Genomic DNA, 23,440 nt, shown 5'->3' on the forward strand with positions numbered 1-23,440 from the left:
GACCGCCGGACGGGCGACCGCCCGGACCGTGCCATGATCGCCCCGTGGGAGCGACACACGCACTTTGGCTGCTGGCGGTACCGGTGAGCGCGCTCATCGTCGCGGCGTTCGCGCGGCGGACCGGCTTCGCCGCGCCGCTCGCCCTGGTGATCGCCGGGCTCGCCCTCTCGTACGCGCCGGGCGTCCCGGAGTTCGAGCTCGAACCCGAGTTCGTCCTGTACGTGTTCCTGCCGCCGCTGCTGTTCTCGGCGGCGTGGAACAGCTCGTACTACAACATGCGGGAGAACCTGCGGCCGATCGGGCTGCTGTCGGTCGGGCTGGTGGTGTTCAGCACGATCGCGGTGGGCTACGCCGCGTGGTGGCTGGTGCCGGGCCTGCCGCTGGCGTCGGCGTTCGTGCTCGGCGCGATCGTCGCGCCGCCGGACGCGGTCGCGGCGGTGGGCGTCGCGCAGCGGCTCGGGCTGCCGCGCCGGCTGGTGACGATCCTGGTCGGCGAGAGCCTGTTCAACGACGCGACGGCGCTGACGCTGTTCCGGGTCGCGCTCGCGGCGGCGGTCGGCGCGGGCTTCTCGCTCGGGGAGGGCGTCGGCCGGTTCGCGTTCGCGGCGGTGGCGGGCGCGGCGATCGGCCTGGCGCTCGGGCCGCCGCTGCACTGGCTGCGGACGCGGCTGCGCGACCCGCTGGTGGAGAACGCGCTGGCGATCACCGTGCCGTTCGCGGCGTACCTGATCGCGGAGGCGCTGGGGGCGTCCGGCGTCATCGCGGTGGTCGTGAGCGGCCTGTACCTCGGGCACCGGTTCACCGAGTCGCCCGCGGTGACGCGGCTGATCGGGCACTCGTTCTGGAAGGTCGTCGACTTCTTCCTGGAGTCGGTGGTGTTCCTGCTGATCGGGCTGCAGCTCCCGCCGGTCGTCCACGGGCTGTCGGGCGGCGGCTGGACGCAGCTCGTCTGGTGGGCGGCGGCCGTCTTCGTCGCCACCGTGGCGGCGCGGTTCGCGTGGGTGTTCGCGACGGGCTACGTCCCGGCGCTGTTCTCGCGCCGCCAGCGGGCGAGCCGGGCCGCGATCGGCTGGCGCGGCCACGTCGTCGTCGCGTGGGCGGGGATGCGGGGCGTGGTGTCGCTGGCGGCGGCGTTCGCGATCCCGTTCGCCACCGACGCCGGGCGGACGTTCCCCGGCCGCGACCTGATCCTGTTCCTGACGTTCACGACCGTCCTCGGCACGCTGCTGGTGCAGGGCCTGACGTTCCCGGCGCTGATCCGGCTGCTGGGCGTCGGCGGCGGCCGGGAGGGCTACGAGGACACCCTCGCCGAGGCGGGCGCGCACCACGCGGCGGCGCGGGCCGCGCTGGACCGGCTCGACGAGCTGACCGGCGGCGACGAGCCGCTGGACGAGGAGGTGCTGGCGCGGCTGCGGCAACTGGCGGAGAACCAGCAGTTCCGCGCGTGGGAGCGGCTCGGCGGCGGCACCGGCCAGGGCGGCGCGGAGGTGCCGAGCGCGACGTACCGGCGGCTGCGGCTGGAGATGCTGGCCGCCGAGCGCGCCACGTTCGTCCGGCTCCGCGACGAGCGCCGCATCGACGACGAGGTGCTGAACCGGGTCCTGCACGAGCTGGACCTGGAGGAGGCGGCGCTCGGCCGCCGGTGACCGGCCGCGGCCGCCCCCTCCAGGCCCCGGGGGGCCTCACATTCCGTTCGGGGGCTTCTCCGGCAGCTCGACCGCGTACGACTCCTTGACGATGTCCAGATGGTGCCAGGACTCGCGGACCGTGACGCCCGGCACCGCCCGGACGGCGTCCAGCACCGAGACCAGCTCGGCGCGCGACGCCGCCTCGGCGAGGCCGACGACGTCGTACCGGCCGAAGCCGGTGGCCAGGTAGCGGACTCCCTCCTGCTCGGCGACCGCCTCGGCGGCCCGGCGCAGCGACCCGGTGACCGACAGCCCGAACCCGCCGAGCTCGGCGGCGCCGAGGGCCAGCGGGTCGGCCAGGCCGGTCACCTGGATGACGCCGGACCGCATCAGCCGGACGACCCGCGCCCGCGTCGCGGCCTGGGACAGCCCGATGATGCCCGCCAGGCGGGTGTAGGGCGCCCGGCCGTCCCGCTGCAGCTCCTGCAGCAGCCGCCAGTCGATGTCGTCGAGGGTGACCTCGCCGAGATCGCGGACGACGGCGTGGGCGTCGCGGACGGTGGTCACCGACCGGAACACCTCCGCGGAGCGGACGCCGGGGACGGCGCGGATCTGGTCGATCTCGGTCGCGAGCGCGGTGTCGTCGCGGGTGCGGACCTGGGCGACGAGGTCGTACGGCCCCGCGATCAGGGCCGCGAAACTGACGGCGGGACGTTCGGCGACGGCCGCGGCGACCTCGCGCGCGGCTCCGTCCACGGTGACCGACACATGCCCGATGGCCTCGGCGCCCACGACCGCGGCGTGCACGATGCCCACCACGCGGACGACCTCGGTTTCGAGAAGGTTCTGCACCCGCGCCCGCACGGCCGTCCGGGACAGCCCGACCCGGTCGGCGAGCGCCTGGAACGTCGCCCTGCCATCCCGCTGGAGCTCGCGGACGAGCACGGCGTCGACCGCATCCAGCACGGCTCTCCTCCTCGACATGCGTAGAAAGATCGTTTATTTGGCAACTGCAAGATCATTCCATTTCCGGCCGGTATCCCGTCAAATATTGATCCTGTTCGTGTTCGGCGTGTCCCGCGGCCGTCGAAGCGTCGGCGCTCGCCTCGGGGGCGGACGAATCCGACGCGGCTCCGACCGGCGCGGGAGCGCAACGCGATCCGGATCACCGGGGACCGCGCGGGGGGCGGGCCGCGTGCGGCGGCGTGGCGCTGGTCACTGTGCGCCGTCCGGGGGCGCCGGGGCGCGGGCGCGCGCGGGAGCCGTCCTGGCGGCGTGACCTGCATGCGCGACTCCCGGTGTTCCGCTCTGACGCCCGACGACGGACCCGCGACCGCCCTAAGCACATGTAAGAAAAGTGCAACGAGCGCGCAAGAACGTCAAGAGGTGACTTTACCGAGACATCAACCTCACGTCGGGGCCGACGTCACCACTCGGAGCCCCTGTGGCGCAAGGGGTTCGTGATGCCGCAGGTCAGCGGCGCGGGCCCCGGGAAAAACTCCGCACGCGGCCGATCTCGGCCCCGGGTCCGGGACGACTACCCCCGGTTGGCATGGGCATGTCCCGGTATGGATGACAATGTGTGGTGGTCCAGCAGCCTCGATCCCTGATTGGTGTGTGGTACGGCCGTGCGCCTGCTGAACGGTGAGCGTCCCGCTCACGATCTCACCTACAACGACGTCTTCATGGTCCCGCGCCGCTCGGCGGTCGGGTCGCGCCTGGAGGCGGACCTGTCCACCGCCGACGGCAGCGGCACGACGATCCCGCTCGTCGTCGCGAACATGACGGCGGTGTCGGGCCGGCGGATGGCCGAGACCATCGCCCGGCGCGGCGGGATCGCGGTGCTCCCGCAGGACATCCCGCTCGACGTCGTCGCCGAGGTCGTCGCGTGGGTGAAGAGCCGCGACCTGGTCGTGGACACCCCGATCCGGCTCGCGCCGACCGACACGGTCGGGGAGGCGCTGGCGCTGCTCGGCAAGCGCGCGCACAACGCGGTCGTGGTCGTGGACGACGACCGGCCGGTCGGGGTCGTCACCGACGCCGACTGCCAGGGCGTCGACCGGTTCGCCCAGCTCCGCGACGTCATGTCGCCGGACGTGCTGACGCTGCCCGCGGGCCTCGACCCGCGCGAGGCGTTCACCCGGCTGCACGGCGGCGGCCACCGCCTCGCGCCCGTCGTGGACGCGGCGGGACGGCTCGTCGGGCTGCTCACCCGCACCGGCGCGCTGCGCGCCACGCTCTACCAGCCCGCCGTGGACGCGGCCGGGCGGCTGCGGATCGCCGCGGCGGTCGGCGTGAACGGCGACGTGCCGGGCAAGGCGGCGGCGCTGCTGGAGTCCGGCGCGGACGTCCTCGTCGTGGACACCGCGCACGGCCACCAGGAGAAGATGCTCGCCGCGCTGCGGGCCATCCGCGAGCTCGACCCGGCCGTCCCGGTCGTCGCGGGCAACGTGGTCACGGCCGAGGGCACCCGCGACCTGATCGAGGCGGGCGCCGACATCGTCAAGGTCGGCGTCGGCCCCGGCGCCATGTGTACGACCCGCATGATGACCGGTGTCGGCCGCCCGCAGTTCTCGGCGGTGCTGGAGTGCGCGGCCGAGGCGCGGCGGCTCGGCCGCCACGTCTGGGCGGACGGCGGCGTCCGGCACCCGCGCGACGTGGCGCTGGCGCTGGCGGCGGGCGCGTCCAACGTGATGATCGGCTCCTGGTTCGCCGGGACGTACGAGTCGCCGGGCGACCTGCAGCGCGCCGCCGACGGGCGGCTCTACAAGGAGAGCTTCGGCATGGCCTCCGCCCGCGCGGTGGCGCTGCGGACCGCCGACGACTCCCCCTTCGACCGCGCCCGCAAGGCGCTGTTCGAGGAGGGCATCTCCGCGTCCCGCATGTTCCTGGACCCGCAGCGGCCGGGCGTGGAGGACCTGGTGGACGGCATCGTCGCGGGCGTGCGCAGCTCGTTCACCTACGCGGGCGCGCGGACGCTGGAGGAGTTCCACGAGCGCGCGACCGTCGGCGTGCAGGGCGCGGCCGGCTACGCCGAGGGGATGCCGCTCGCGACGAGCTGGTGACCCGCCGCCCATGATCACGAGACGGTGTCGGTGTCGTCAGGGGCCCGCTCCCCGCCAACCTCCCGCCGGTTTTGCGCGTCCATAATGTGGGTCTGGTGCTGGCAGCACCTTGTGCGGGGAATCGGAGCGTACATGGCGAGTCGTACGAACGGCCGGCGCACGGGTCGCGACGCCCCGGACGACGCCGGCGGGCGGGCCGCGGGCCTGCCGACGGCGCTGGCGCTGACGCTGGCGTCCGCGCTCGTGTGGGGACTCGCCCACCTGTGGGCCGGGCGGCGCGTCGCGGGCGCGCTGCTGCTCGTGCTCTACACCGCGCTCGTCGGCACCGCCCTGTACCTGCGGACGTTCCACGCCGACGACCTGTACCCGCTGGTCGGCCGCTCGGACCTGATGGGCTGGTTCGCGGGCGGCGCGGCGGCGGTCGCGCTGGTGTGGATCGCGGTGGTCGTCCGCAGCTACCTGGTGGTGCGGCCGGGCGGCCTGGCCGTGCTGTCGCGCGCGGCGGGGACGTCGGCGGTGCTCGTGCTGTGCCTGGTGGTCGCGGCCCCGTTCGCGCTGGCGGCGCACCACATCTTCGTCCTGCGGGACACGCTCGGCAGCATCTTCCAGGCGGGCGGCCTGGACAGCGACGGCCACGAGGTCGACACCTCCGACCCGTGGAACGGGCGGTCGCGCGTCAACATCCTGCTGCTCGGCGGCGACGCCGCGGCGGACCGGACGGGCGTGCGCACCGACAGCATGACCGTCGCGAGCATCGACACCAGGTCCGGCGACACCGTCCTGCTGAGCCTCCCCCGCAACCTGGAGCACTTCGAGCTCCCGCCCGGCCCGGCCCGCGACCGCTTCCCGCAGGGCTTCACCGGCGACGGCCCGGCCACGCCGGGGCTGCTCAACGAGGTCTACGAGTACGCCGAGGACCACCCGGACATGGTGCCGGGCGTCGCCCGCAACCACCGGGGCCCGGCGCTGCTGAAGAAGACGATCTCCGGCATCCTCGGCCAGCCGGTCGACTACTACATCCTGGTGGACATGTTCGGGTTCGCCGACATCGTGGACGCGATGGGCGGCGTCAAGGTCCGGATCACCCAGCCCATCCCGTTCGGCCGCCAGGGCGGCGTCCTGCAGCCCGGCTACCGGACGCTGAAGGGCAAGGAGGCCCTCTGGTACGGGCGGTCCCGCAACGACAGCGACGACTACGCCCGGATGGGGCGGCAGAAGTGCCTGCTGCGGGCCATCGCCCGGCAGGCCGACGCCGAGACGGTGCTGACCAAGTTCGACCGGCTCGCGACGGCCGCCAAGCACACGCTGTCCAGCGACATCCCCGAGAAGCTGCTGCCGAGCCTGATCAAGCTCTCCGGGCGGATGAAGGACGGCGCGAAGATCGACAGCCTCCAGTTCGTCCCGCCGCTGATCAGCACGGCCGCGCCGGACTTCGCGCTGATCCGGCGGCTGGCGGCCAAGGCCGTGTCGGGCGGGAAGGCGGACGGGCCGTCCACCGCGCCGTCGAGCCCGGCGGACTCCCCGTCCGGCGAGCCGGCGTCGCCGCCCACCGCGGGCGGCCAGAACGACGACGACGGCGGTTCGGTCGGCGGCGGCTCGCACCCGGTGTCGCTGGAGGCGGCCTGCCCGTCCTGACGCCCGGCCCGGCGGCGTTCCGCCCGCTCCGGAGGGTGGATCATGGAACGTGACGGCGGGGTCGGCGGAGGGATGTGTGCTGAGTGCCCGAGATCGTGGCGTGTGACGCCTTCCGCGTGCGGCTGCGGCGCGGCGGGCGGCCGGAGAGCGTCCTGGTGCGGCTCGCGGGCGCGGACGGCGCGGTGGGCTGGGGCGAGGCCGCAGTCGGCCCGGAGCCCGGCGGCGTCCGGGACGACGTGTGGGACGACGTCGCCGAACGGCTCGGCCCGGCGCTGCTCGGCCTGGACTGGGACCGCCCCGAGGACGTGTCGGCGGCCGCCGAGCTGGGCGGCAGCGGCGCGGCGGCGGCCGTGGACACCGCCTGCTGGGACCTGTGGTGCCGGGGCCGGGGCCTGCCGCTGGCGCACGCGCTCGGCGGGACCCGCACGTCGATCGTGACGGGCGCGCGGATCTCCCCGGACGGCGGCCGCGACGGCGGCGCCGAGGCGCTGCCGGAGCGGGTGAACCGGGCGGTCGGCGCGGGCCACACGCGGGTGACGCTGGCGGTCCGGCCGGGCCGCGACGTCGAGCCGCTGCGCGCGGTGCGGGCGGCGTTCCCCGCGCTGGCGGTCGTCGCGGACGCGGGCTGCGCCTACACCGAGGACCCGGCGCACCTGGCGGCGCTCGCGGCGCTGGACGCCTACGGCCCGCTGGCGGTGGCGCGGCCGTTCGCGTCCGACGACCTCGCGGCGCACGCCCGGCTGCAGCAGCGGCTGACGGCGGCGGTCGCCCCGGCGGTGGGCGACGTCGCGACGCTGGACGCGGCCATCGCGCTCGGCGCGGGCCGCGCGCTGGACCTGCGGTTCGACCGGCTCGGCGGCCTGACGGCGGCGCGCGCCGCGCACGACCGCGCGTACGCGGCGGGCTGGGACGTCTGGTGTACGGGCGTCGGCGCGTTCGGGATCGGGCAGGCGGCGGCGGTGGCGCTGGCCGCGCTGCCGGGCTGCACGCTGCCCAGCGGCGTGACCGACCCGGCGGGCGGCCCGGTGTTCGTGACGCCGCCGGTGCGGTCGGCGGGCGGCGTCGTCGGGGTGCCGCTGACGCAGCCGGGCCTCGGCCACGAGATCGACGGCGAGCGCATCGAGCGGCTGGCGACGCGGCGGATGCGGCTGCCCGCGTGACGCCGGGCACGGTGTGGGTGGTGGCGGGGCCGCCGGGGGCGGGCAAGTCCACGGTGTGCGCGCTGCTGCTGGCGCGGTTGCGGCCCGTCCCGGCGCTGCTGGACAAGGACACGCTGTACGGGCCGTTCGCGGCGGCGGTGCTGGCGGCGCACGGCCGCGATCCGGGTGAGCGCGAGGGCCCCTGGTACGACGAGCACGTCAAGGTCCACGAGTACGCGGGCCTGACGGCGGCGGCCCGGGAGATCCGGGCGCCGGGCTGCCCGGTGCTGCTGAGCGGCCCGTTCACCGGCCAGATCCGCGACCCGGACCGGTGGGCGGCGTGGACGGCGGAGCTGGGCGGTCCGCCGGTGCGGCTGGTGTGGGTGCGGTCGGACGCGGAGACGCTGCGGCGGCGGCTGCTCGCCCGCGGCCTGCCGCGCGACGCGGGCAAGCTGGCGGACTTCGCGGCGTTCACGGCGCGGATGCGCCCGGCGGAGCCGCCGCCGGTCCCCCACGACGAGGTGGACAACCGGGGCGGCCCGGCGGAGCTGGCCGCGCGGATCGCGGAGCTCGCGGGCTGACCCGCGGGGCGGCGGCCGCCGTCCCGCGGGCGCCCGGTCAGGCCCGCGCGGGGTCGTCCGCGAGCAGGGCGCGCAGTTCGGCGACGGCGTCGCGCAGGTGCCCGGCGAACGACTCCATCGCGTCGGCGACGGCGCGCGGCGTGCTGAGGTACACGTTGAACCGGTCGGGCAGCAGCACGTACGCGACGCCGATGCACTGCGCGCTGGTGGACCCGAACCCGAAGTACTTCACGTTGACGGACGGCGCGGAGCTGGTGCTCAGGAAGTCGTCCCGCATGATCCGCCAGCCCGGCGACGAGTACAGCGCGGGCGTCTCGGTGATGCCGAGCTCCGCCCCGCGCCGCTCCTGGACGAGCTGCAGCTCCCACAGGTGCTGCTCGGGGGCGCGGCCCGCCTGGCAGTCCCTGGCGCGCGCGACGTGCCGTTCGGCGGCGGCGCGGAACGCGGCGCGGCGCCGCTCGGCGTCGGCGGCGGGGTCCGCCATGACCTCGACGAACGCGACCGACTCGGGGGTGACGACGCGCATCGCCTCGGTGCGGCCCCGGTTGTACTGGCGGGTCGCGATGGACTCGTAGGTCGCGCCGACGCGGCCCTTGGCGCGGTGGTGGGCGAGCTGGTAGGCCATCTGGACGAACGCGTCGGGCGACATGCCGAGGCGCTTGGCGTCGTCGGCGCCGAAGTCGTCGAACGCGACGGTGCGGGTGGCGGTCGCGGCGGCGTAGTCGGCGAAGGCGAGGGCGGCGGCGTGGACGTCGGCGCGCAGGCCGTCGTCCAGGGCGAACCGGACGGACTCGACGGGCGGGGTGCCCTGCGGGCGGGCCCCGGCGCCGCGGGCGTGGTCCTCGGTGGAGGCGTTCATCATGTCGTCGACGAAGCTGAGGACCGTGGTGCCGTCGAGGCCGCAGTGCTCGATGTTGATCCCGGCGGTGCCGTCCGCGAAGACGACCAGCGAGACGGCCTTGTCGAACCAGCGGTTGCCGCTGTCGCCGTGCAGGAGGTGGTCGCACGCCTCCTGGTCGTCGCGCGGGGCGAGGTCGTCGAGGCAGACGCAGAACAGCGCGGTCTCGACGGTGTCGAGGGCGTCGGCGTTGCCGGGGTCGAGGGCGAGGAGCGCGGCGCGGCTGGCGGCCCACTCGGCGCGGGCCTTGGTGGTGAGGTGGCCGACGGCGGTCCCGGCGTCGGCGCGGGCGGCCCCGGCCTTGCGGACGGCGCGGATTCCGGCGGCGAGGTCGGCGGGCGTGTAGGGCGCGCCGTCCGGGCCGATGACGTCCATCCGGAACATGTTCGCGCGGTGCAGGACGATGATGTGCCGCGCGTCGGAGTGGCCGGGCCACGCGTCGGTGTAGGGGACGCGGACGGTGTCCTGCTTCGCGCCGGGGATGCGCGTCGCGGAGAACAGGTACTTGTTCTGCTCCATCGACAGCGGACGGCCGCGCTGGACGACCGGCGGGACGCGCTCGTCGTCCAGGCGCAGCTTGTAGTCGACGGCGGCGGTGATGAGCGCGGCGGCGCGGTCGTCCTGGCCGAGCCCGGCGTTCTGGAAGAGGAAGAAGAAGTTCGCGTTCAGCGCGATGCGGTCGCGGCGGCCGAGGTACCGGTACGGCCAGAAGGTGTCGAGCCAGCTGTGGACGCCCTCGGTCGCGTCGTAGCGCTCCAGGGCGGCGTGCAGCGCGCGGCCCGCGCCGCCGGGGGCGAGCAGCTCGGTCACGGCCGCGCGGGTCTCGTCGAGCTCGGCGGGGGTGAGCAGCGGCGCGCACCAGTCCGCGAACCGTTCGCAGGTGTCCTCCAGCGCGGGCAGCGGGACGCGCGGGAGGGCGTCCTCGTTGCCGAACGTGCGGTCGGACAGGGCGTCACTTGTGTTCACGTCGTTCCTCGGGGTTCCTGGACGGGGGTGTCGGTGGTGGTGCTCGCCGCGCGCGGGCGGGGCGCGAGGTCGATGATGGCGCGCTCGGCGGCCGTTCGCGGGCGGGAGACGTGGAGCCGCGCGTAGAACCGGCCGTCGGTCTCGTGCCCGGTGGGGTCGATGCCGCGCGCGGCGAGGGTGTCCAGGACGTCGGACCGCTCGTCGTCGGTGGCGAACCGCCGCTGCGCGAACAGGCGCTCGTCGCTGACGGTGGTGTACCCGGCGCGGTCGAGGACGTCGGCGACGGGCTCGAAGGGGAACATGCGCAGGACGAAGTGGGCCATCCAGGGCCGGCGGCCGTCCTGGGCCTCGACGACGCGGGCGATGGTCCGCTCGGTGACGTAGCCGATGCAGCCGGTGGAGACGACGAGGTCGGCGCGGGCGAGCCGGGCGCGCTGGCCGGGCGTGGGGTCGCGGGTCTCCAGGTCGGCGTGGACGGCGTCGTCGAGGAACCCGGCGGCCAGTCCGTAGTCGAGGGCGTCGCGGGAGGCGTCGAGGCCGGTGAAGCTCGGCGCGCCGGGGACGCGGCGGGCGCGCAGGAACGCGCGGTCGCGCTCGACGAGCGCGGCCCGGTCGAGGTCGTCCGCGCCGGGCCCGGCGTACCGGTCGTAGAGGTCGTCCATCGTCGCGCCGCATTTCATGAGCGCGGCGTTGACGCCGTAGGAGCAGCCGATGTCGAGAATCACCGCGGCGGGGCCGCCGGTGGCGGCGCGGTATTCGTCGGCGAGTGCGCGGAAATGCGGCTGGGCGAGCCCGGGAATGCCGTATTCGAGTTCCCGCAGGGTGCCGAAGTATCCGCGCGGGTCGGGCTGGGAGTAAATATGGTCGAGCGATATCTTGCCGGTGGTACCGGTGTTCAAGGAAGTCCTTCCGGTTTCGGGGCGGCCTCGATCGCGGGCGCGCCGGCCGGGCGGGGGCGCGGCCGGGCGTGCGGCGCCCGTCAGTCCAGGAGCCGGTCGCCCCGGACGGCGCGGCCCTCGGCGGCCAGGTGCTCGGGCAGGACGCGGCCGAAGAGCTGGCGGGTGCGGGCGACGCTGCCGACGACGCCGGGCCGCTCGCTGTAGGCGAAGATCGCCGAGTGCCGGGCGGTGCGCCCGGCGACGGGGCTGACCCGGTGCAGCGCGTACCGCCCCTTGAAGAGCTGCAGGTCGCCGGGGCGCAGGTCGAGGCGGCGGACGGGCGTCAGGTCCGCGCCGGTGAGGACGCCGCGGACGGCGGGGAAGTTCTCGTCGCGCGCGGACCGGATGCCGGGGCAGTACTCGAAGACCCCGCCCTCGTCGGCGGGCTGGGTGAGCATGCTGACGGTGAACTCGTTGGTGTCGAAGTGCCAGGGGTGCTCCATGCCGGGCGCGACGACGTTGAGGCACAGCCCGGCGAGCGGGTCGGCGAGCTCGTGGACGCGGTCGAGGCCGAAGCACGCGGCGACGAACCGCTGGAACGCCGGGTCGGTGTAGAGCCGGTGGATCGCGTGCCCGGCGGGGATGCGGTCGCGGGGGACGAAGGCGTTGCCGCGCTCGACGGTGAGGCGGCCGGGGTGGTCGTCGGGGAGCGGGCGGGTGACGTCGGTGTTGTAGGCGTTGACGGTCTCGACGTCGTAGTGGGCGTGGGGGGCGATGGCGGCGCCCTCCGCGCGGAGCGCCGCGACGGCGTCCGGCCGGACGAAGTCGGCCAGCACGCTGCAGCCGGTGCCGCGCAGTTCCGTGCGGGTGCGCTCGACAATGGAATTCCATGCCGCCCCGCCGGGGTCGGCCAGTGGATAACGGTCGGTGTCGACGATCCGCCCGAGGGCCGGGACTTCCACGGTGCTCATGAAGATCCTCTCCGCGCGGGCCGGCGGTTCCGGGCGGAACGGAGCGTTGTCCCGTCCGCCTCGGAGTGCCTTGCCGCGAACCTCTGAGGGGTTTTAGCACATGCAATGGCTCAATTCACCCGGGGTTTTCGGGGGTTTTTTGGCAGGCGTCTTCGGAGTCCGGCGTTGACCTGTGTGTTTGGGTTCCCGTTTTCGTGTCGCGCATCACATCAATCCGCTTTGATGTGGTCCATCTCACGTCGCCCGGGAACGCCGGAGGCCCCGCCGGACGCACCGGTCGGGGCCTCCGCCGCGGGCTCTAGTAGGACTTCGGGAGGCCGAGCGTGTGCTGGGCGACGAAGTTGAGGATCATCTCGCGGCTGACGGGCGCGATCCGCATGAGGCGGACGACCCCGGCGAGCATCCCGACGCCGTACTCGCTGGTGAGGCCGTTGCCGCCGTGGGTCTGGATGGCGTGGTCCACGGCGTGGACGGCGGCCTCGGCGGTGGCGTACTTGGCCATGTTGGCGGCCTCGCCCGCGCCCATGTCGTCGCCCGCGTCGTAGAGCGCGGCGGCCTTCTGGCCCATGAGCCGGGCCAGCTCCAGCTCGATCTTGGCGGTGGCGAGCGGGTGGGCGATGCCCTGGTGCGCGCCGATGGGGGTCTTGAAGACCTGCCGGTCCTTGGCGTAGTTGACGGCCTTGTCGAGGGCGAGGCGGCCGATGCCCGCGCCCATCGCGGACGCCATGATGCGCTCGGGGTTGAGTCCGGCGAAGAGCTGGAGCAGGCCGCCGTCCTCGTCCCCGACGAGCGCGTCGTAGGGCAGCCGGACGTCGTCGAGGTGGCAGATGAACTGCTTCTCCGGGGAGACGATCTCCATCTCGATGGGCGTGTAGGTGAAGCCGGGGGTGTCGGTCGGGACGATGAACAGGGAGGGCCGCAGGTTGCCCTTCTGGTCGGAGCTGCGGCTGACGAACAGGACGGCGTCGGCCTCGTCGACGCCGGAGATGAACGTCTTCTGCCCGTTGAGTATCCAGCCGTCGCCGTCGCGGGCGGCCGTGGTGGTGATGCGGTGGGAGTTGGACCCGGCGTCGGGCTCGGTGATGGCGAACGCCATCTTGACCGACCCGTCGGCGAAGCGCGGCAGCCAGTGCTTCTTCTGCTCCTCGGTGCCGGACCGGGCGATGATCGTCGCGCAGATGGCGGGCGAGACGACCATGAGCAGCAGCGGGCACCCGGCGGCGGCCAGCTCCTCGCAGACGGCGGCCAGGTCGCCGATGCCGCCACCGCCGCCGCCGTACTCCTCGGGGACGTTGACGCCGAGGTAGCCGAGCCGCCCGGCCTCCCGCCACAGCTCGTCGGTCTTCTCCCCGGCGCGGGCCTTGCGGATGTAGTAGTCCGGGCCGTACTTGGCGCCGAGTTCGGCGACGGCGGCGCGCAGCGCCCGCCGCTCCTCGGATTCGGTGTAGGTCACTGGGGGTTCCTCTCGGGGGCTTGCGGGGGTCAGGACGCGGCGATGACGGCGAGGACGGCGCCCGCCTCGACCTGCTGCCCGGCGGCGACGCCGAGTTCGGCGACGGTCCCGGCGGCGGGCGCGGCGATGCGGTGCTCCATCTTCATGGCCTCCAGCACGACGAGGGTCTGGCCCTCGGCGACGGCGGCGCCGGCCTCGGTCTCGACGCGCACGACGGTGCCGGGCATGGGGGCCAGCAGGGAGCCGGGCGCGACGAGGTCGGCGGGGTCGGCGAACCTCGGGACGGCGCGCAGCGCGACGGGGCCGAGCGGGGAGTCGACGTCCACGCGGTCCCCGGCGGCGGCGACGGCGAACGTCCGCCGGACGCCGGCGACGTCCAGGACGACCGCGCCGGGCGCGGCGGAGACGAGCCGGACGCCGTCGTGGCCCTCGGCGGCGAGGCCGTCGCGGGTGAGGCGGTAGGCGACCTCGACGGCCGTCCCGTCCGGGGCCTCGTAGGTCTTGCGCTGCGGCTGGGACGGAACGTTGCGCCACCCGGACGGGAGCCCGCGCAGGACGGGCGCCGCGGCCCGGTTGGCGGCGGCGTCGGCGAGCGCGGCGGCGAGCACGGACAGCGCGACCGCCTCGGGCCCGGCGAGCGGCGCGGCGAGGACGTCGAGCCCGACCGCGTCGAGGTAGCCGGTGTGGGTGTCCCCGGCGAGGAACGCGGGGTCGGCGAGGATCGTCGCGAGCAGGTCCCGGTTGGTGGTGACGCCGTGGACGCGCGCGCCGGTGAGCGCGGCGCGGAGCCGCCGGGCGGCGGCGGCGCGGGTCGGGGCCCAGGCGATGACCTTGGCGAGCATCGGGTCGTAGTGGACGCCGACGCGGTCGCCGCTCTCGACGCCGCTGTCCAGGCGCAGCCCGCCGCCCGCCGGGACGGTGAACGCGGCGTCGACGCCGGGCACCTCGAACGTCCGCAGCACGCCGGTGCCGGGCCGCCAGTCGGCGGCCGGGTCCTCCGCGTACAGCCGGACCTCGATGGCGTGGCCGCTCGGCGCGGGCGGCTCGGGCGGCAGCGCCGCGCCCTCCGCGACCTCGATCTGGAGGCGGACCAGGTCGAGCCCGTAGATGCATTCGGTGACGGGGTGTTCGACCTGGAGGCGCGTGTTGACCTCCAGGAAGTAGAACCGTCCGTCGCCGGTCAGCATGAACTCGACGGTCCCCGCGCCGACGTAGCCGATGGCGCGGGCCGCGTCCACGGCGGCGGCGCACAGCCGTTCCCGCAGCGCGTCGTCCACGGCCGGGGACGGCGCCTCTTCGACGATCTTCTGGTGGCGGCGCTGGATGGAGCACTCGCGCTCGCCGAGCGCCCACACGGTGCCGTGCGCGTCCGCGAGGAGCTGCACCTCGATGTGCCGCGCGTCCTCCAGGAGCGGTTCGCAGAACACGGCGGGGTCGCCGAACGCGGACTGCGCCTCGCGGCGGGCGGCGGCGACCTCGCCGGGCAGGTCCGCGAGGTCGCGGACGACGCGCATCCCGCGTCCGCCGCCGCCCGCGGACGCCTTGACCAGCAGCGGCAGGTCGGCGGCGGCGACCGAGTCGGGGTCGAGTTCGGGCAGGACGGGCACGCCCGCCGCCGCCATCAGCTTCTTCGCCTCGATCTTGGAGCCCATCGCGGCGATGGCGTCCGGCGGCGGCCCGATCCAGGTGAGCCCGGCGTCGAGGACGGCCTGCGCGAACGCGGCGTTCTCCGACAGGAACCCGTAGCCGGGGTGGACCGCGTCGGCCCCGGCGGCGCGGGCCGCGCCGATGACGAGGTCGCCGCGCAGGTAGGTGTCGGCGGGCGCGTCGCCGGGCAGCCGGACGGCGGCGTCGGCCTCGGCGGCGTGCGGCGCTCCCGCGTCGGCGTCGGAGAAGACGGCGACGGTGCCGACGCCGAGGTCCCGGCAGGTGCGGAAGACGCGGCGGGCGATCTCGGCGCGGTTGGCGACCAGAACTTTGGTGATCATTGGCTCACATCCGGAAGACGCCGAAGCCGTCGGCTCCGCGTACGGGCGCGTTGTGGACGGCGGACAGGCAGAGGCCGAGGACGGTGCGGGTGTCGCGGGGGTCGATGACGCCGTCGTCGTAGAGCCGCCCGGACAGGAAGAACGGCAGCGACTCCGCTTCGATCTGCGCCTCGACCAGTTCGCGCATGGCCTGGTCCTGGGCGTCGTCGTAGACCTGGCCGCGCGCCTGCGCGGCCTGCCGGGCGACGATCGACAGCACCCCGGCGAGCTGCTGCGGCCCCATGACGGCGGATTTCGCGCTGGGCCAGGTGAACAGGAACCGGGGGTCGTAGGCGCGCCCGCACATGCCGTAGTTCCCCGCGCCGTAGGACGCGCCCATGACGATGGTGATGTGCGGGACCTTGCTGTTGCTGACCGCGTTGATCATCAGTGCTCCGTGCTTGATGATCCCGGCCTGCTCGTACTCCTTGCCGACCATGTAGCCGGTGGTGTTGTGCAGGAACAGCAGCGGCGTGTCCGCCTGGTTGGCGAGCTGGATGAACTGCGCGGCCTTCTGCGCCTCGTCGCCGAACAGGACGCCCTGCGCGTTGGCGAGGACGCCGACCGGGTAGCCGTGGACGCGCGCCCAGCCGGTGACGAGGCTCGTGCCGTAGAGCGGTTTGAACTCGTCGAACTCCGAGCCGTCCACGACGCGGGCGATGACCTCGCGCGGGTCGAACGGGATCTTCAGGTCCTCCGGGACGATCCCGGCGAGTTCGTCGGGGTCGTAGCGGGGTTCGGCGACGGGGCCGGGCGCGGGGCCGAGCTTGCGGTGGTTGAGGTGCTTGACGATCTGGCGGCCGAGGCGGAGCGCGTCGGGCTCGTCCACCGCCATGTAGTCCGCGAGGCCGGACGTGCGGGCGTGCATCTCCGCGCCGCCCAGCTCCTCGTCGTCGGCCTCCTCGCCGGTGGCCATCTTCACCAGCGGCGGCCCGCCGAGGAACACCTTCGCGCGCTCCTTCACCATGACGACGTGGTCGCACATGCCGGGGATGTACGCGCCGCCCGCCGTGGAGTTGCCGAAGACCAGCGCGATCGTCGGGATTCCGGCCGCGGACAGCCGGGTGAGGTCCCGGAACATCCGCCCGCCCGGGATGAAGATCTCCTTCTGGGTGGGCAGGTCCGCGCCGCCGGACTCGACGAGGTTGATGACGGGCAGCCGGTTCTCCAGCGCGATGTCGGAGGCGCGGAAGCTCTTCTTGACCGTCCACGGGTTGCTGGACCCGCCGCGCACGGTCGGGTCGTTCGCGACGATCATGCACTCGACGCCCTCGACGACGCCGATGCCGGTGATGACGCTCGCGCCGACCGGGAAGTCGCTGCCCCACGCGGCGAGCGGGCTGAGTTCGAGGAACGGCGAGTCCGGGTCGAGCAGCAGCTCGATGCGCTCGCGGGCGAGCAGTTTGCCGCGTTTGCGGTGCCGCGTCACGTACTTCTCGCCGCCGCCCGCGAGGGCCTTGGCGTGCTCGGCGTCGAGGTCGGCGAGCTTGGCGAGCATCGCGGCGCGCCGGTCCCGGTATTCGGGGCTCGCGGTGTCGAGGGCGCTCTTGAAGGTCACAGGAGTGTCTCCGGGATGTCGGCGCGGCGGGCGCGCAGCCACTCCCCGAGGGCCTTGCCCTGGGGGTCGAAGCGGGTGGAGGCCGAGACCCCCTCCTGGAGGATGCCCGCGACGACGAAGTTCAGGGCGCGCAGGCCGGGGAGGGCGTGGCGGGTGACGGTGTGGTCGCGGGTCTCGGGGAGGAGGTCGCGGAGGCGGTCGGCGGTGAGGTAGGCGTGGAGCCAGTCCCACTGGGCGTCGGTGCGGGCCCAGACGCCGATGTTGGCATCGCCGCCCTTGTCGCCGCTGCGCGCGCCGATGATCCGGCCGAGCGGGACGCGTGCGGTCCCGGCGGGGTTGTCCACAGGCCCGGCGGGGGTTTGGCCGGGGGTCTCGTCAGCGTTGACACTGGAAGTGGGGTGGCCCCCCTGGGCGGGCGGGGACTGTATCGGGGACGGTTGTTCCGCACCGCCCTCCCCCGCCCCCGGCAGCGCCGCCGTGACGGGCGCGGGCGCGATCGTCACCTCCGTCCCGTCCGGCAGCACCGCCACATGCCGCACTTCCTCATTGGCCACGAACGCCGGCGTGTAGACCCCGTACGGCGCGCCCTTCCCGGGCGGCGACGTCATCGTGAACCCCGGGTACCCCGCCAGCGCCAGCTCGACCACGGCCCCGCTGAACGCGCGCCCGACGACGTTCGGGTCCGGGTCCAGGACGGCGCAGCGCAGCAGCACGGTCGCCGCGCCCTGCGTCTCGGGGTCGTCGGCGGCCGTGCCGAGCGTCGTCCACTCGACGCGCGCCGGACGCCGCTCCCCGAAGGCCCGTTCGAGCTGCTCCCGCGCGAGCGACGCCTTCCCTTCGACGTCCAGGCCGGTGAGGACGAACGTCATCTCGTTGCGGTGCCCGCCGAGGTGGTTGAGGCACACCTTGGTCGTGGGCGGCGGCGGCGCGCCGCGCGTCCCGCTGATCTCGACGCGGTCGGGCCCGTCCTGCCGGAGCCGGATCGTGTCGAACCGCGTCGTGACGTCGGGTCCGGCGTACGCGGGGCCGCCGATCTCGTACAGGAGCTGCGCGGTGACGGTCTCCGTCGTCACGGCCCCGCCCGTACCGGGGTGCTTGGTGATGACGCTGGACCCGTCCGCGCGGATCTCCGCGAGCGGGAACCCGAGCGGTTCGGCGGAGCGGATCTCCTCGAAGAACGCGTAGTTGCCGCCGGTGGCCTGCGCGCCGCACTCCAGGACGTGCCCGGCGGCCGTCGCCCCGGCGAGCGCGTCCCAGTCGTCGCGCGCCCACCCGAAGTGCGCGGCGGCGGGACCGACGACCAGCGACGCGTCCGTGACGCGCCCGGTCACGACGACGTCCGCCCCGGCCCGCAGCGCCTCGACGATCCCCCACGCGCCGAGGTAGGCGTTCGCGGTGAGCGGCGCGCCGTACTTCGGCGAGGCGAGCCCGAGGTCGGCGGCGCGCGGCAGCAGGTCGTCGCCCTCGACGTGCGCGACGCGCACCGCGACGCCCAGCCGCTCGGCCAGCTCCCGCAGCCGCGCGGCGAGCCCGCGCGGGTTCAGCCCGCCCGCGTTCGCGACGATCGTGACGCCCCGGTCGGCGGCGAGACCCAGCGTCTCCTCCAGCTGCCGCAGGAACGTCGTCGCGTACCCGGCGTCCGGGTCCTTCAGCTTCCCGCGGCCGAGGATCAGCATGGTCAGCTCGGCGAGGTAGTCGCCGGTGAGGACGTCCAGCGGACCGCCCTCCAGCATCTCCCGCACCGCGGAGAACCGGTCGCCGTAGAAGCCCGAGGCGTTCCCGATCCGCAGAGGTTGGCTCATGCGCCGCAGCCTGCCAGCCGCGCCCGAAAAAATCAATCGTGCTTGATTGTTTTCTGGTCGCGAGGTTTGGTTGACTGGACCACCCACCGACCGAAGGACGCGATGACCACCCAGGCGACCCCGCGGCAGCCCCGCCAGGACCGCAGCCGCGCCACGCGGCAGCGGCTGCTGGAGGCGGCGATCGACTGCCTGGCCTCCGTCGGCTGGGCGCGGACGACCGTCGCCGTCGTCGCCGAGCGCGCCGGGGTCTCCCGCGGGGCCGCGCAGCACCATTTCCGGACCCGCGAGGAACTGGTGACCGCCGCCGTCGACTACGGCACCGAGGTCCGCATGTCCCGGATGCGCGAACACCTCGACACCGCCGCCGACGAGCGCCCGGCGACCCTCGACGTCGTCCTCCTGCTCGGCGAGATGTACACCAGCCCGCTCTTCCGCGCGGCGCTCCAGCTCTGGGTCGCCGCCAGCTCCGACGAGCAGTTGCGCGCTCAGGTGCTGCCCCTGGAGGCGCGCGTCGGCCGCGAGGCGCATCGCCTGACCGTCGAGGCCCTCGGCGCGGACGAGTCCGCCCCCGGCGTCCGCGAGGCCGTGCAGGCCACCCTCGACCTCGTGCGCGGCCTCGGCCTCGCGGACCTGCTCACCGACGACTCGGCCCGCCGCACCCGCCTCCTGCACCAGTGGGCGATCACCCTCGACTCCCTGCTGAGCGCCCGGCCGCCGGACGCCTCGACGACCTAGGATCGGCGGCATGGACGCGCCGAAGGTCCGGCTGATCCCTGTCCTCCGGATCAGACCAGCAGGCGACGCCCTCACGCCCGCCGCCGACGTGACGACCGCGGCCCTGCGCGCCCTCCTTGCCGACGCGCTCGCCGACGACCTGCTCCCCCGCCTGCGCGCCCCGGAGTCCCGCGACGAGGCCGTCGACGAGGTCCCCGCGCTGGACGGCGGCTTCCTCCTCGACGGCCCGGACGGCCTGCGCGCCGAGCCGTCCTGCTGCTCCGACCTCGGCGCGCTGCCCGACTGGCGGGCCGCCGCCCGACACCGCGACTCCGCGCCGCCGGCGGTGTGGACGGGCCACCCGTGGCTGCTGGTGAGCGCGGACGGCGACCTGCTCCGCCTGCGCGAGTCCGACGAGCACGGCCCCGGCCGGGAGGTCGGCACGGTGCCCCGTGCCGACCTCGCCGCCGCCGTCGCGGACGCCGACTCGCGCCTGTCGGCGTTCGCCGCGCGCGTCCACGCCGCGTGCGCGGTCCTCACCGACGACACGACGGCCGCGCGGGTCACCGCGCGCCTCCTGGAGACCGGCGAGGGCTGACGCCCGTCAGCCGCCCCCGTCGAAGTTCCACGCCTCCGGCAACGCCGAAGCGCAGAACACGCAGGCGAAGAACCCGTCCCGGACCACGTTGCGCTCACCGCACCCCGGGCAGCGCCGAAAGACGATCGAGAACGTGAACTCGCCGGGATGCGCGATCCCCGCGCGGTCGAGCGCGTCCGCCACCGCGCGCCACGACGCCGGTTCCGGGCAGTACCCGGTGGATTGATTACTGACCTCGACCGCCGCCCAGCACAACCCGTCCCGCTCGAAGGCGATCTCGCCCGCGCTCAGCACGTCCTCGCCCCCGGCGCACGCGACGTGCTCCCCGCGACGCGGTGCGAGCCGCAGCAGTCCGTCGAGACCGACGACGAACGTGAACGGCTCCCCGAGTTCGTCCCGCGCACGCCCCGCCAGCCACGCCGCGAGATCGTCCGCGCTCCGCACCGGAACCCCCGGCGGCATCCCCCGGACCGCTGCCGCGATCTCCGCAGGACCGACATATCGGTACGCACGCATGGAACGAACCCTAAGCGCGACGCGGCAGGAGCGCCGTGAGCGCTGTCGCGGCGAGCGTGATCAGCCCGGCCGTGAGCATGGCCGTGTGCAGGCCGCCGAGGACGGCCAGCGTCCGGCTCGTCGCGTCGGCGAGCGCGTCGGCGCGCGCGGTGGTGATCGCCGCCAGGGCTGCAACGCCGATCGCGCCCACGAACTGCGGCATCTGCGCCAGGCTCCCGGCCACTCCCTGCTCCTCATCCGCGACGCCCGACGTCAGGGTCGTGATGAACGAGACCACCGACAGCACGTGCCCGAACCCCATCGCCCCCGACGTGACCAGCAGCAGCGCGATGTTCCCCCCGGCGGGCAGCAGCGCCATCGCCGCCGTCCCGACGCCCTGGACGAGCAGCCCGACGACCAGTACCCGCCTGGTCCCCCAAACGTTGATGATCCGCGCCGCCAGCGTTCCCGCCGCGAGCGCCGTCGCACCCTCGGCCAGGAAACCGAACCCCGTGGCGAGCGGCGAGTACCCGAGGACGTCCTGCATGTAGAGGCTGAGCAGCATCGTCGTGCCGCCGCACATGCCGAACGTGACGAGCCCGATCAGCGCACTCCACTTCACCGTCGGACGGTTCAGCAGCCCCAGCGGGACGAGCGGGTCCGGATGCCGCGCCTCGACCGCCAGGAAACCGCCGAGCAGCACCACCGCGCCGACGAGCGAACCGAGCGTCGCCGGACTCGTCCAGCCTGCGTCCGCCCCGGTGGAGATCGCGTACACCAGCGCGAACAGGCCACCGCTGGCCAGCACCGCGCCGGGCACGTCCAGCCGCGCGGCGCTCCGGCCGGCGTCCCCCGGCAGCAGCGTCACCGCGCCGACGAGCACGGCCGCCCCCATCGCGACCAGGATGAGCATCGTCCAACGCCAGTTCAGCCCGCTGGTGACCACGCCGCCGCCGATCGTCCCGATCACGAACCCCAGCGAGAGCAGCGCCCCGTTGATGCCGAGCGCCCGCGTGCGCCGCGGCCCCTCCGGGAAGATCGTCGTCATCAGCGCGATGGCGGTGGCCCCGATCATCGCCGCCGCGACGCCCTGCCCGGCGCGGGCCGCGATCAGCAGGCCGGGCGCGTTCGCCAGTCCCGCCGCCAGCGACAGCGCGGTGAACGCCAGCACCCCGGCGACGAAAAGCCTGCGGCGGCCCACCAGATCCGACACCCGTCCGAACAGTGGCAGCAGCGCCGCGGTCGGCAGCACGCAGGCCGTCGCGACCCACTGCAATGATCCGGCCGATCCGAACCCCAGGTCGCGGCCGATCTCCGGCAGCGCCACCATGATGATCGAGTAATCGAGCCCGGTGATGAACGTCGCCCCGCACAGCGTGAACAGCGTGAGCCATCCGCGCGCGCCGAGCCGCGCGGAATCGGCGGGCGCGGACGGCGGTCCCGCCGGAGCGCGGGTCGTCTGGGTCGTCATGCCTCTCCATTCGCCGGGCGACCGACGCGCGGTCGCGTTGAGCACCCGACCACTTTCGATCAGCCCGACGACCTGGAACAATGACGGCCTGCCCAACGAAAGGTTGAGCGAGACTAAGGAGTGGCCGACGGGGTGGAACGGCATGAGATCGAAACCTTCCTCACCCTCGCCGAGGAACTCCACTTCGCCCGGACCGCCGAACGCCTGCACGTCTCCCCCGGCCGCGTGAGCCAGACCATCAAGACGCTGGAACGCCGCATCGGAAGCCCGCTCTTCACCCGCACCAGCCGCCGGGTGACGCTCACCCCGCTCGGCGAACGGTTCCGCGACGATCTCCTGCCCGGCCACCGACAGATCCAGGCCGCCTTCGCCAATGCTCGCGCGGCCGGACACGGCATCACCGGCCGCCTGCGCATCCGCTTCTCCTCGCCCTGGGCGGGAACAGCGCTCGTCCGCGCCGCCGACGCCGTCCGGACGGAACATCCGGAATGCGATATCCAGATCCGCGAACTGCAACACGGCGATTCCTACGGCCCGTTGCGAGCGGGCGCGGTCGATCTCCAGCTCAGCGAACTCCCCGTCGAAGAGCCCGACATCACCGTCGGCCCGGTGATCTTCTCCGAGCCCCGCGCGCTCATCGTTCCGGTGGACCACCCGCTCGCGGGGCGCGAATCCGTCTCACTGGACGACCTCGCGCACCTTCCCCTCATCGCCCTGGCCGAGTTGCCGCGCTACTGGTCCGACTTCCACTACCCGCACCGGACACCCTCCGGCGAACCCATTCCGCGAGGCCCCGTAGCCCCCGACTGGCAGGCGCTGCTCGCCCTGGTCGGCGCGGGGAAAGGCGTATCCCCCACGGCCGTCCGCGGAACCGAGTACCACGCGCGCCCGGACATCGCCTACATCCCGTTCAGCGACGCACCGCCGATCGACTTCGCCCTGCTCTGGAAGACGGACGGCGAAACGGCCCTTCTGGAGACGTTCGTCCAGACCATGACGGCCCTGGCCCCACCGCTCTCCACCTGACTCGCAAGGACTTGGCGGCGACACCGAGAACCCGCGTCCGACTTCGCCAAAACGAGGACGCCGCCACAATGAACCACACGCAGAACAACAGGCACCGCAGAAGACAAGGCCGGCCCCACCAAAAAAAAGGCCCCGCCTGACGGCGGGGCCCAAAAAAGGGAGTCCGGAAAGCAGAACAGGCCCCGCCATGAATCGCGGGGCCTGTTCGTAATATGAGTCCGGCGGTGTCCTACTCTCCCACACAGTCCCCCATGCAGTACCATCGGCGCTGAAAGGCTTAACTTCCGGGTTCGGAATGGGACCGGGTGTTTCCCTCTCGCCAAAACCACCGAACGACCAACCCCAACCCCTCCGAAGCACCGAAGCGCTCCACGGACGGGCGGGAAACTCATGTCGTTTAAGCGAACATTATTCACTTGAAACTCGCGGAACCCAGTTGTTGTCTGGGAACCGCACAGGGACGCGAACACTACTCTCACACCAGCAGGGGTGTTTCTGTGGCGATGGGTTTGAACGTTCAGTGTGTTCAAGCCAC

The 23,440-nt window shown here is 74.0% G+C and carries 18 protein-coding genes and 1 rRNA gene; 8 read left to right on the plus strand and 11 right to left on the minus strand.

Features of this window, described 5'->3' with window-relative positions; all coding sequences use genetic code 11:
- Positions 1 to 44: 44 nt before the first annotated feature.
- The gene (locus G339_RS0123230; protein WP_051107932.1) at positions 45 to 1,646 is read left to right on the plus strand and encodes a Na+/H+ antiporter; all 1,602 of its coding nucleotides are present in this window, start codon (positions 45 to 47) and stop codon (positions 1,644 to 1,646) included.
- A 36-nt stretch (positions 1,647 to 1,682) separates the two neighbouring features.
- Here the strand turns inward: G339_RS0123230 and G339_RS0123235 are convergent, their stop codons facing one another.
- On the minus strand, positions 1,683 to 2,594 hold the full coding sequence (locus G339_RS0123235) for an Lrp/AsnC family transcriptional regulator (protein WP_019633467.1): 912 nt from the start codon (positions 2,592 to 2,594) through the stop codon (positions 1,683 to 1,685).
- Positions 2,595 to 3,256: 662 nt separating this feature from the next.
- Here G339_RS0123235 and G339_RS0123240 point away from each other — a divergent pair.
- The 4 genes from G339_RS0123240 (at position 3,257) to G339_RS0123255 (ending at position 8,048) form a co-directional block, all read left to right on the plus strand.
- Complete coding sequence (locus G339_RS0123240) at positions 3,257 to 4,693, plus strand: GuaB1 family IMP dehydrogenase-related protein (protein WP_019633468.1); 1,437 nt, start codon at positions 3,257 to 3,259, stop codon at positions 4,691 to 4,693.
- 132 nt (positions 4,694 to 4,825) lie between these two features.
- Positions 4,826 to 6,328, plus strand: a complete 1,503-nt coding sequence (locus tag G339_RS0123245) for an LCP family protein (protein WP_019633469.1) — start codon at positions 4,826 to 4,828, stop codon at positions 6,326 to 6,328.
- A gap of 83 nt (positions 6,329 to 6,411) precedes the next feature.
- Positions 6,412 to 7,488, plus strand: a complete 1,077-nt coding sequence (locus G339_RS0123250; RefSeq protein ID WP_019633470.1) for an enolase C-terminal domain-like protein — start codon at positions 6,412 to 6,414, stop codon at positions 7,486 to 7,488.
- The gene (locus G339_RS0123255; RefSeq protein WP_019633471.1) at positions 7,485 to 8,048 is read left to right on the plus strand and encodes a P-loop nucleotide/nucleoside kinase family protein; all 564 of its coding nucleotides are present in this window, start codon (positions 7,485 to 7,487) and stop codon (positions 8,046 to 8,048) included. The genes G339_RS0123250 and G339_RS0123255 overlap by 4 nt, the downstream gene beginning before the upstream one ends.
- 37 nt (positions 8,049 to 8,085) lie before the next feature.
- On the opposite strand, the gene G339_RS0123260 is transcribed toward G339_RS0123255, so the two are convergent.
- The 7 genes from G339_RS0123260 to G339_RS0123290 form a co-directional block, all read right to left on the minus strand.
- Positions 8,086 to 9,912, minus strand: a complete 1,827-nt coding sequence (locus G339_RS0123260) for a choline/carnitine O-acyltransferase (RefSeq protein ID WP_019633472.1) — start codon at positions 9,910 to 9,912, stop codon at positions 8,086 to 8,088.
- Positions 9,909 to 10,811, minus strand: a complete 903-nt coding sequence (locus G339_RS39075; protein ID WP_019633473.1) for a class I SAM-dependent methyltransferase — start codon at positions 10,809 to 10,811, stop codon at positions 9,909 to 9,911. Before G339_RS39075 ends, G339_RS0123260 begins: the two co-directional genes overlap by 4 nt.
- A gap of 80 nt (positions 10,812 to 10,891) precedes the next feature.
- Entirely contained in the window at positions 10,892 to 11,761 is an 870-nt protein-coding gene (locus G339_RS0123270; RefSeq protein ID WP_019633474.1) for a HalD/BesD family halogenase, read from the minus strand.
- 298 nt (positions 11,762 to 12,059) lie between these two features.
- Positions 12,060 to 13,214: an acyl-CoA dehydrogenase family protein gene (locus G339_RS0123275; RefSeq protein WP_019633475.1), complete on the minus strand. Its 1,155-nt coding sequence runs from the start codon at positions 13,212 to 13,214 to the stop codon at positions 12,060 to 12,062.
- Positions 13,215 to 13,243: 29 nt separating this feature from the next.
- On the minus strand, positions 13,244 to 15,202 hold the full coding sequence (locus G339_RS0123280; RefSeq protein ID WP_019633476.1) for an acetyl/propionyl/methylcrotonyl-CoA carboxylase subunit alpha: 1,959 nt from the start codon (positions 15,200 to 15,202) through the stop codon (positions 13,244 to 13,246).
- 4 nt (positions 15,203 to 15,206) lie between these two features.
- Complete coding sequence (locus G339_RS0123285; protein WP_240489877.1) at positions 15,207 to 16,739, minus strand: acyl-CoA carboxylase subunit beta; 1,533 nt, start codon at positions 16,737 to 16,739, stop codon at positions 15,207 to 15,209.
- A gap of 56 nt (positions 16,740 to 16,795) precedes the next feature.
- Positions 16,796 to 18,601 carry an acyclic terpene utilization AtuA family protein gene (locus G339_RS0123290; protein ID WP_019633478.1) on the minus strand — a complete coding sequence of 602 codons (1,806 nt, stop codon included), beginning with the start codon at positions 18,599 to 18,601 and terminating at the stop codon, positions 16,796 to 16,798.
- A 102-nt stretch (positions 18,602 to 18,703) separates the two neighbouring features.
- Between G339_RS0123290 and G339_RS0123295 the strand changes: the two genes are divergently transcribed.
- Both G339_RS0123295 and G339_RS0123300 read left to right on the plus strand, forming a co-directional pair.
- Complete coding sequence (locus G339_RS0123295; RefSeq protein WP_019633479.1) at positions 18,704 to 19,336, plus strand: TetR/AcrR family transcriptional regulator; 633 nt, start codon at positions 18,704 to 18,706, stop codon at positions 19,334 to 19,336.
- A gap of 10 nt (positions 19,337 to 19,346) precedes the next feature.
- The gene (locus G339_RS0123300; RefSeq protein ID WP_019633480.1) at positions 19,347 to 19,913 is read left to right on the plus strand and encodes a hypothetical protein; all 567 of its coding nucleotides are present in this window, start codon (positions 19,347 to 19,349) and stop codon (positions 19,911 to 19,913) included.
- A 6-nt stretch (positions 19,914 to 19,919) separates the two neighbouring features.
- On the opposite strand, the gene G339_RS0123305 is transcribed toward G339_RS0123300, so the two are convergent.
- Together G339_RS0123305 and G339_RS0123310 are read right to left on the minus strand one after the other, a co-directional pair.
- Complete coding sequence (locus G339_RS0123305; protein ID WP_033324020.1) at positions 19,920 to 20,429, minus strand: hypothetical protein; 510 nt, start codon at positions 20,427 to 20,429, stop codon at positions 19,920 to 19,922.
- A 10-nt stretch (positions 20,430 to 20,439) separates the two neighbouring features.
- Positions 20,440 to 21,879 (minus strand): MFS transporter, encoded by a 1,440-nt coding sequence (locus G339_RS0123310; RefSeq protein ID WP_019633482.1) that lies wholly within the window; start codon positions 21,877 to 21,879, stop codon positions 20,440 to 20,442.
- A gap of 132 nt (positions 21,880 to 22,011) precedes the next feature.
- On the opposite strand from G339_RS0123310, the gene G339_RS0123315 reads away from it, so the two are divergent.
- Positions 22,012 to 22,905 (plus strand): LysR family transcriptional regulator, encoded by an 894-nt coding sequence (locus tag G339_RS0123315; RefSeq protein ID WP_026341712.1) that lies wholly within the window; start codon positions 22,012 to 22,014, stop codon positions 22,903 to 22,905.
- Positions 22,906 to 23,121: 216 nt separating this feature from the next.
- Here the strand turns inward: G339_RS0123315 and rrf are convergent.
- A 5S ribosomal RNA gene (rrf, locus tag G339_RS0123320) occupies positions 23,122 to 23,238 on the minus strand.
- Positions 23,239 to 23,440: the final 202 nt, after the last annotated feature.

Origin of the sequence: Actinomadura atramentaria DSM 43919 (assembly GCF_000381885.1) — a bacterium.
GTDB lineage: Bacteria > Actinomycetota > Actinomycetes > Streptosporangiales > Streptosporangiaceae > Spirillospora > Spirillospora atramentaria.

What these genes read in the sequence shown, in the direction of transcription:
- G339_RS0123280 (WP_019633476.1), bottom strand. Translation starts at nt 15,202, where the DNA reads ATGATCACCAAAGTTCTGGTCGCCAACCGCGCCGAGATCGCCCGCCGC.
- G339_RS0123310 (WP_019633482.1), bottom strand. Translation starts at nt 21,879, where the DNA reads ATGACGACCCAGACGACCCGCGCTCCGGCGGGACCGCCGTCCGCGCCC.
- G339_RS0123270 (WP_019633474.1), bottom strand. Translation starts at nt 11,761, where the DNA reads ATGAGCACCGTGGAAGTCCCGGCCCTCGGGCGGATCGTCGACACCGAC.
- G339_RS0123295 (WP_019633479.1), top strand. Translation starts at nt 18,704, where the DNA reads ATGACCACCCAGGCGACCCCGCGGCAGCCCCGCCAGGACCGCAGCCGC.
- G339_RS0123285 (WP_240489877.1), bottom strand. Translation starts at nt 16,739, where the DNA reads ATGCTCGCCAAGCTCGCCGACCTCGACGCCGAGCACGCCAAGGCCCTC.
- G339_RS0123290 (WP_019633478.1), bottom strand. Translation starts at nt 18,601, where the DNA reads ATGAGCCAACCTCTGCGGATCGGGAACGCCTCGGGCTTCTACGGCGAC.
- G339_RS0123245 (WP_019633469.1), top strand. Translation starts at nt 4,826, where the DNA reads ATGGCGAGTCGTACGAACGGCCGGCGCACGGGTCGCGACGCCCCGGAC.
- G339_RS0123300 (WP_019633480.1), top strand. Translation starts at nt 19,347, where the DNA reads ATGGACGCGCCGAAGGTCCGGCTGATCCCTGTCCTCCGGATCAGACCA.
- G339_RS0123305 (WP_033324020.1), bottom strand. Translation starts at nt 20,429, where the DNA reads ATGCGTGCGTACCGATATGTCGGTCCTGCGGAGATCGCGGCAGCGGTC.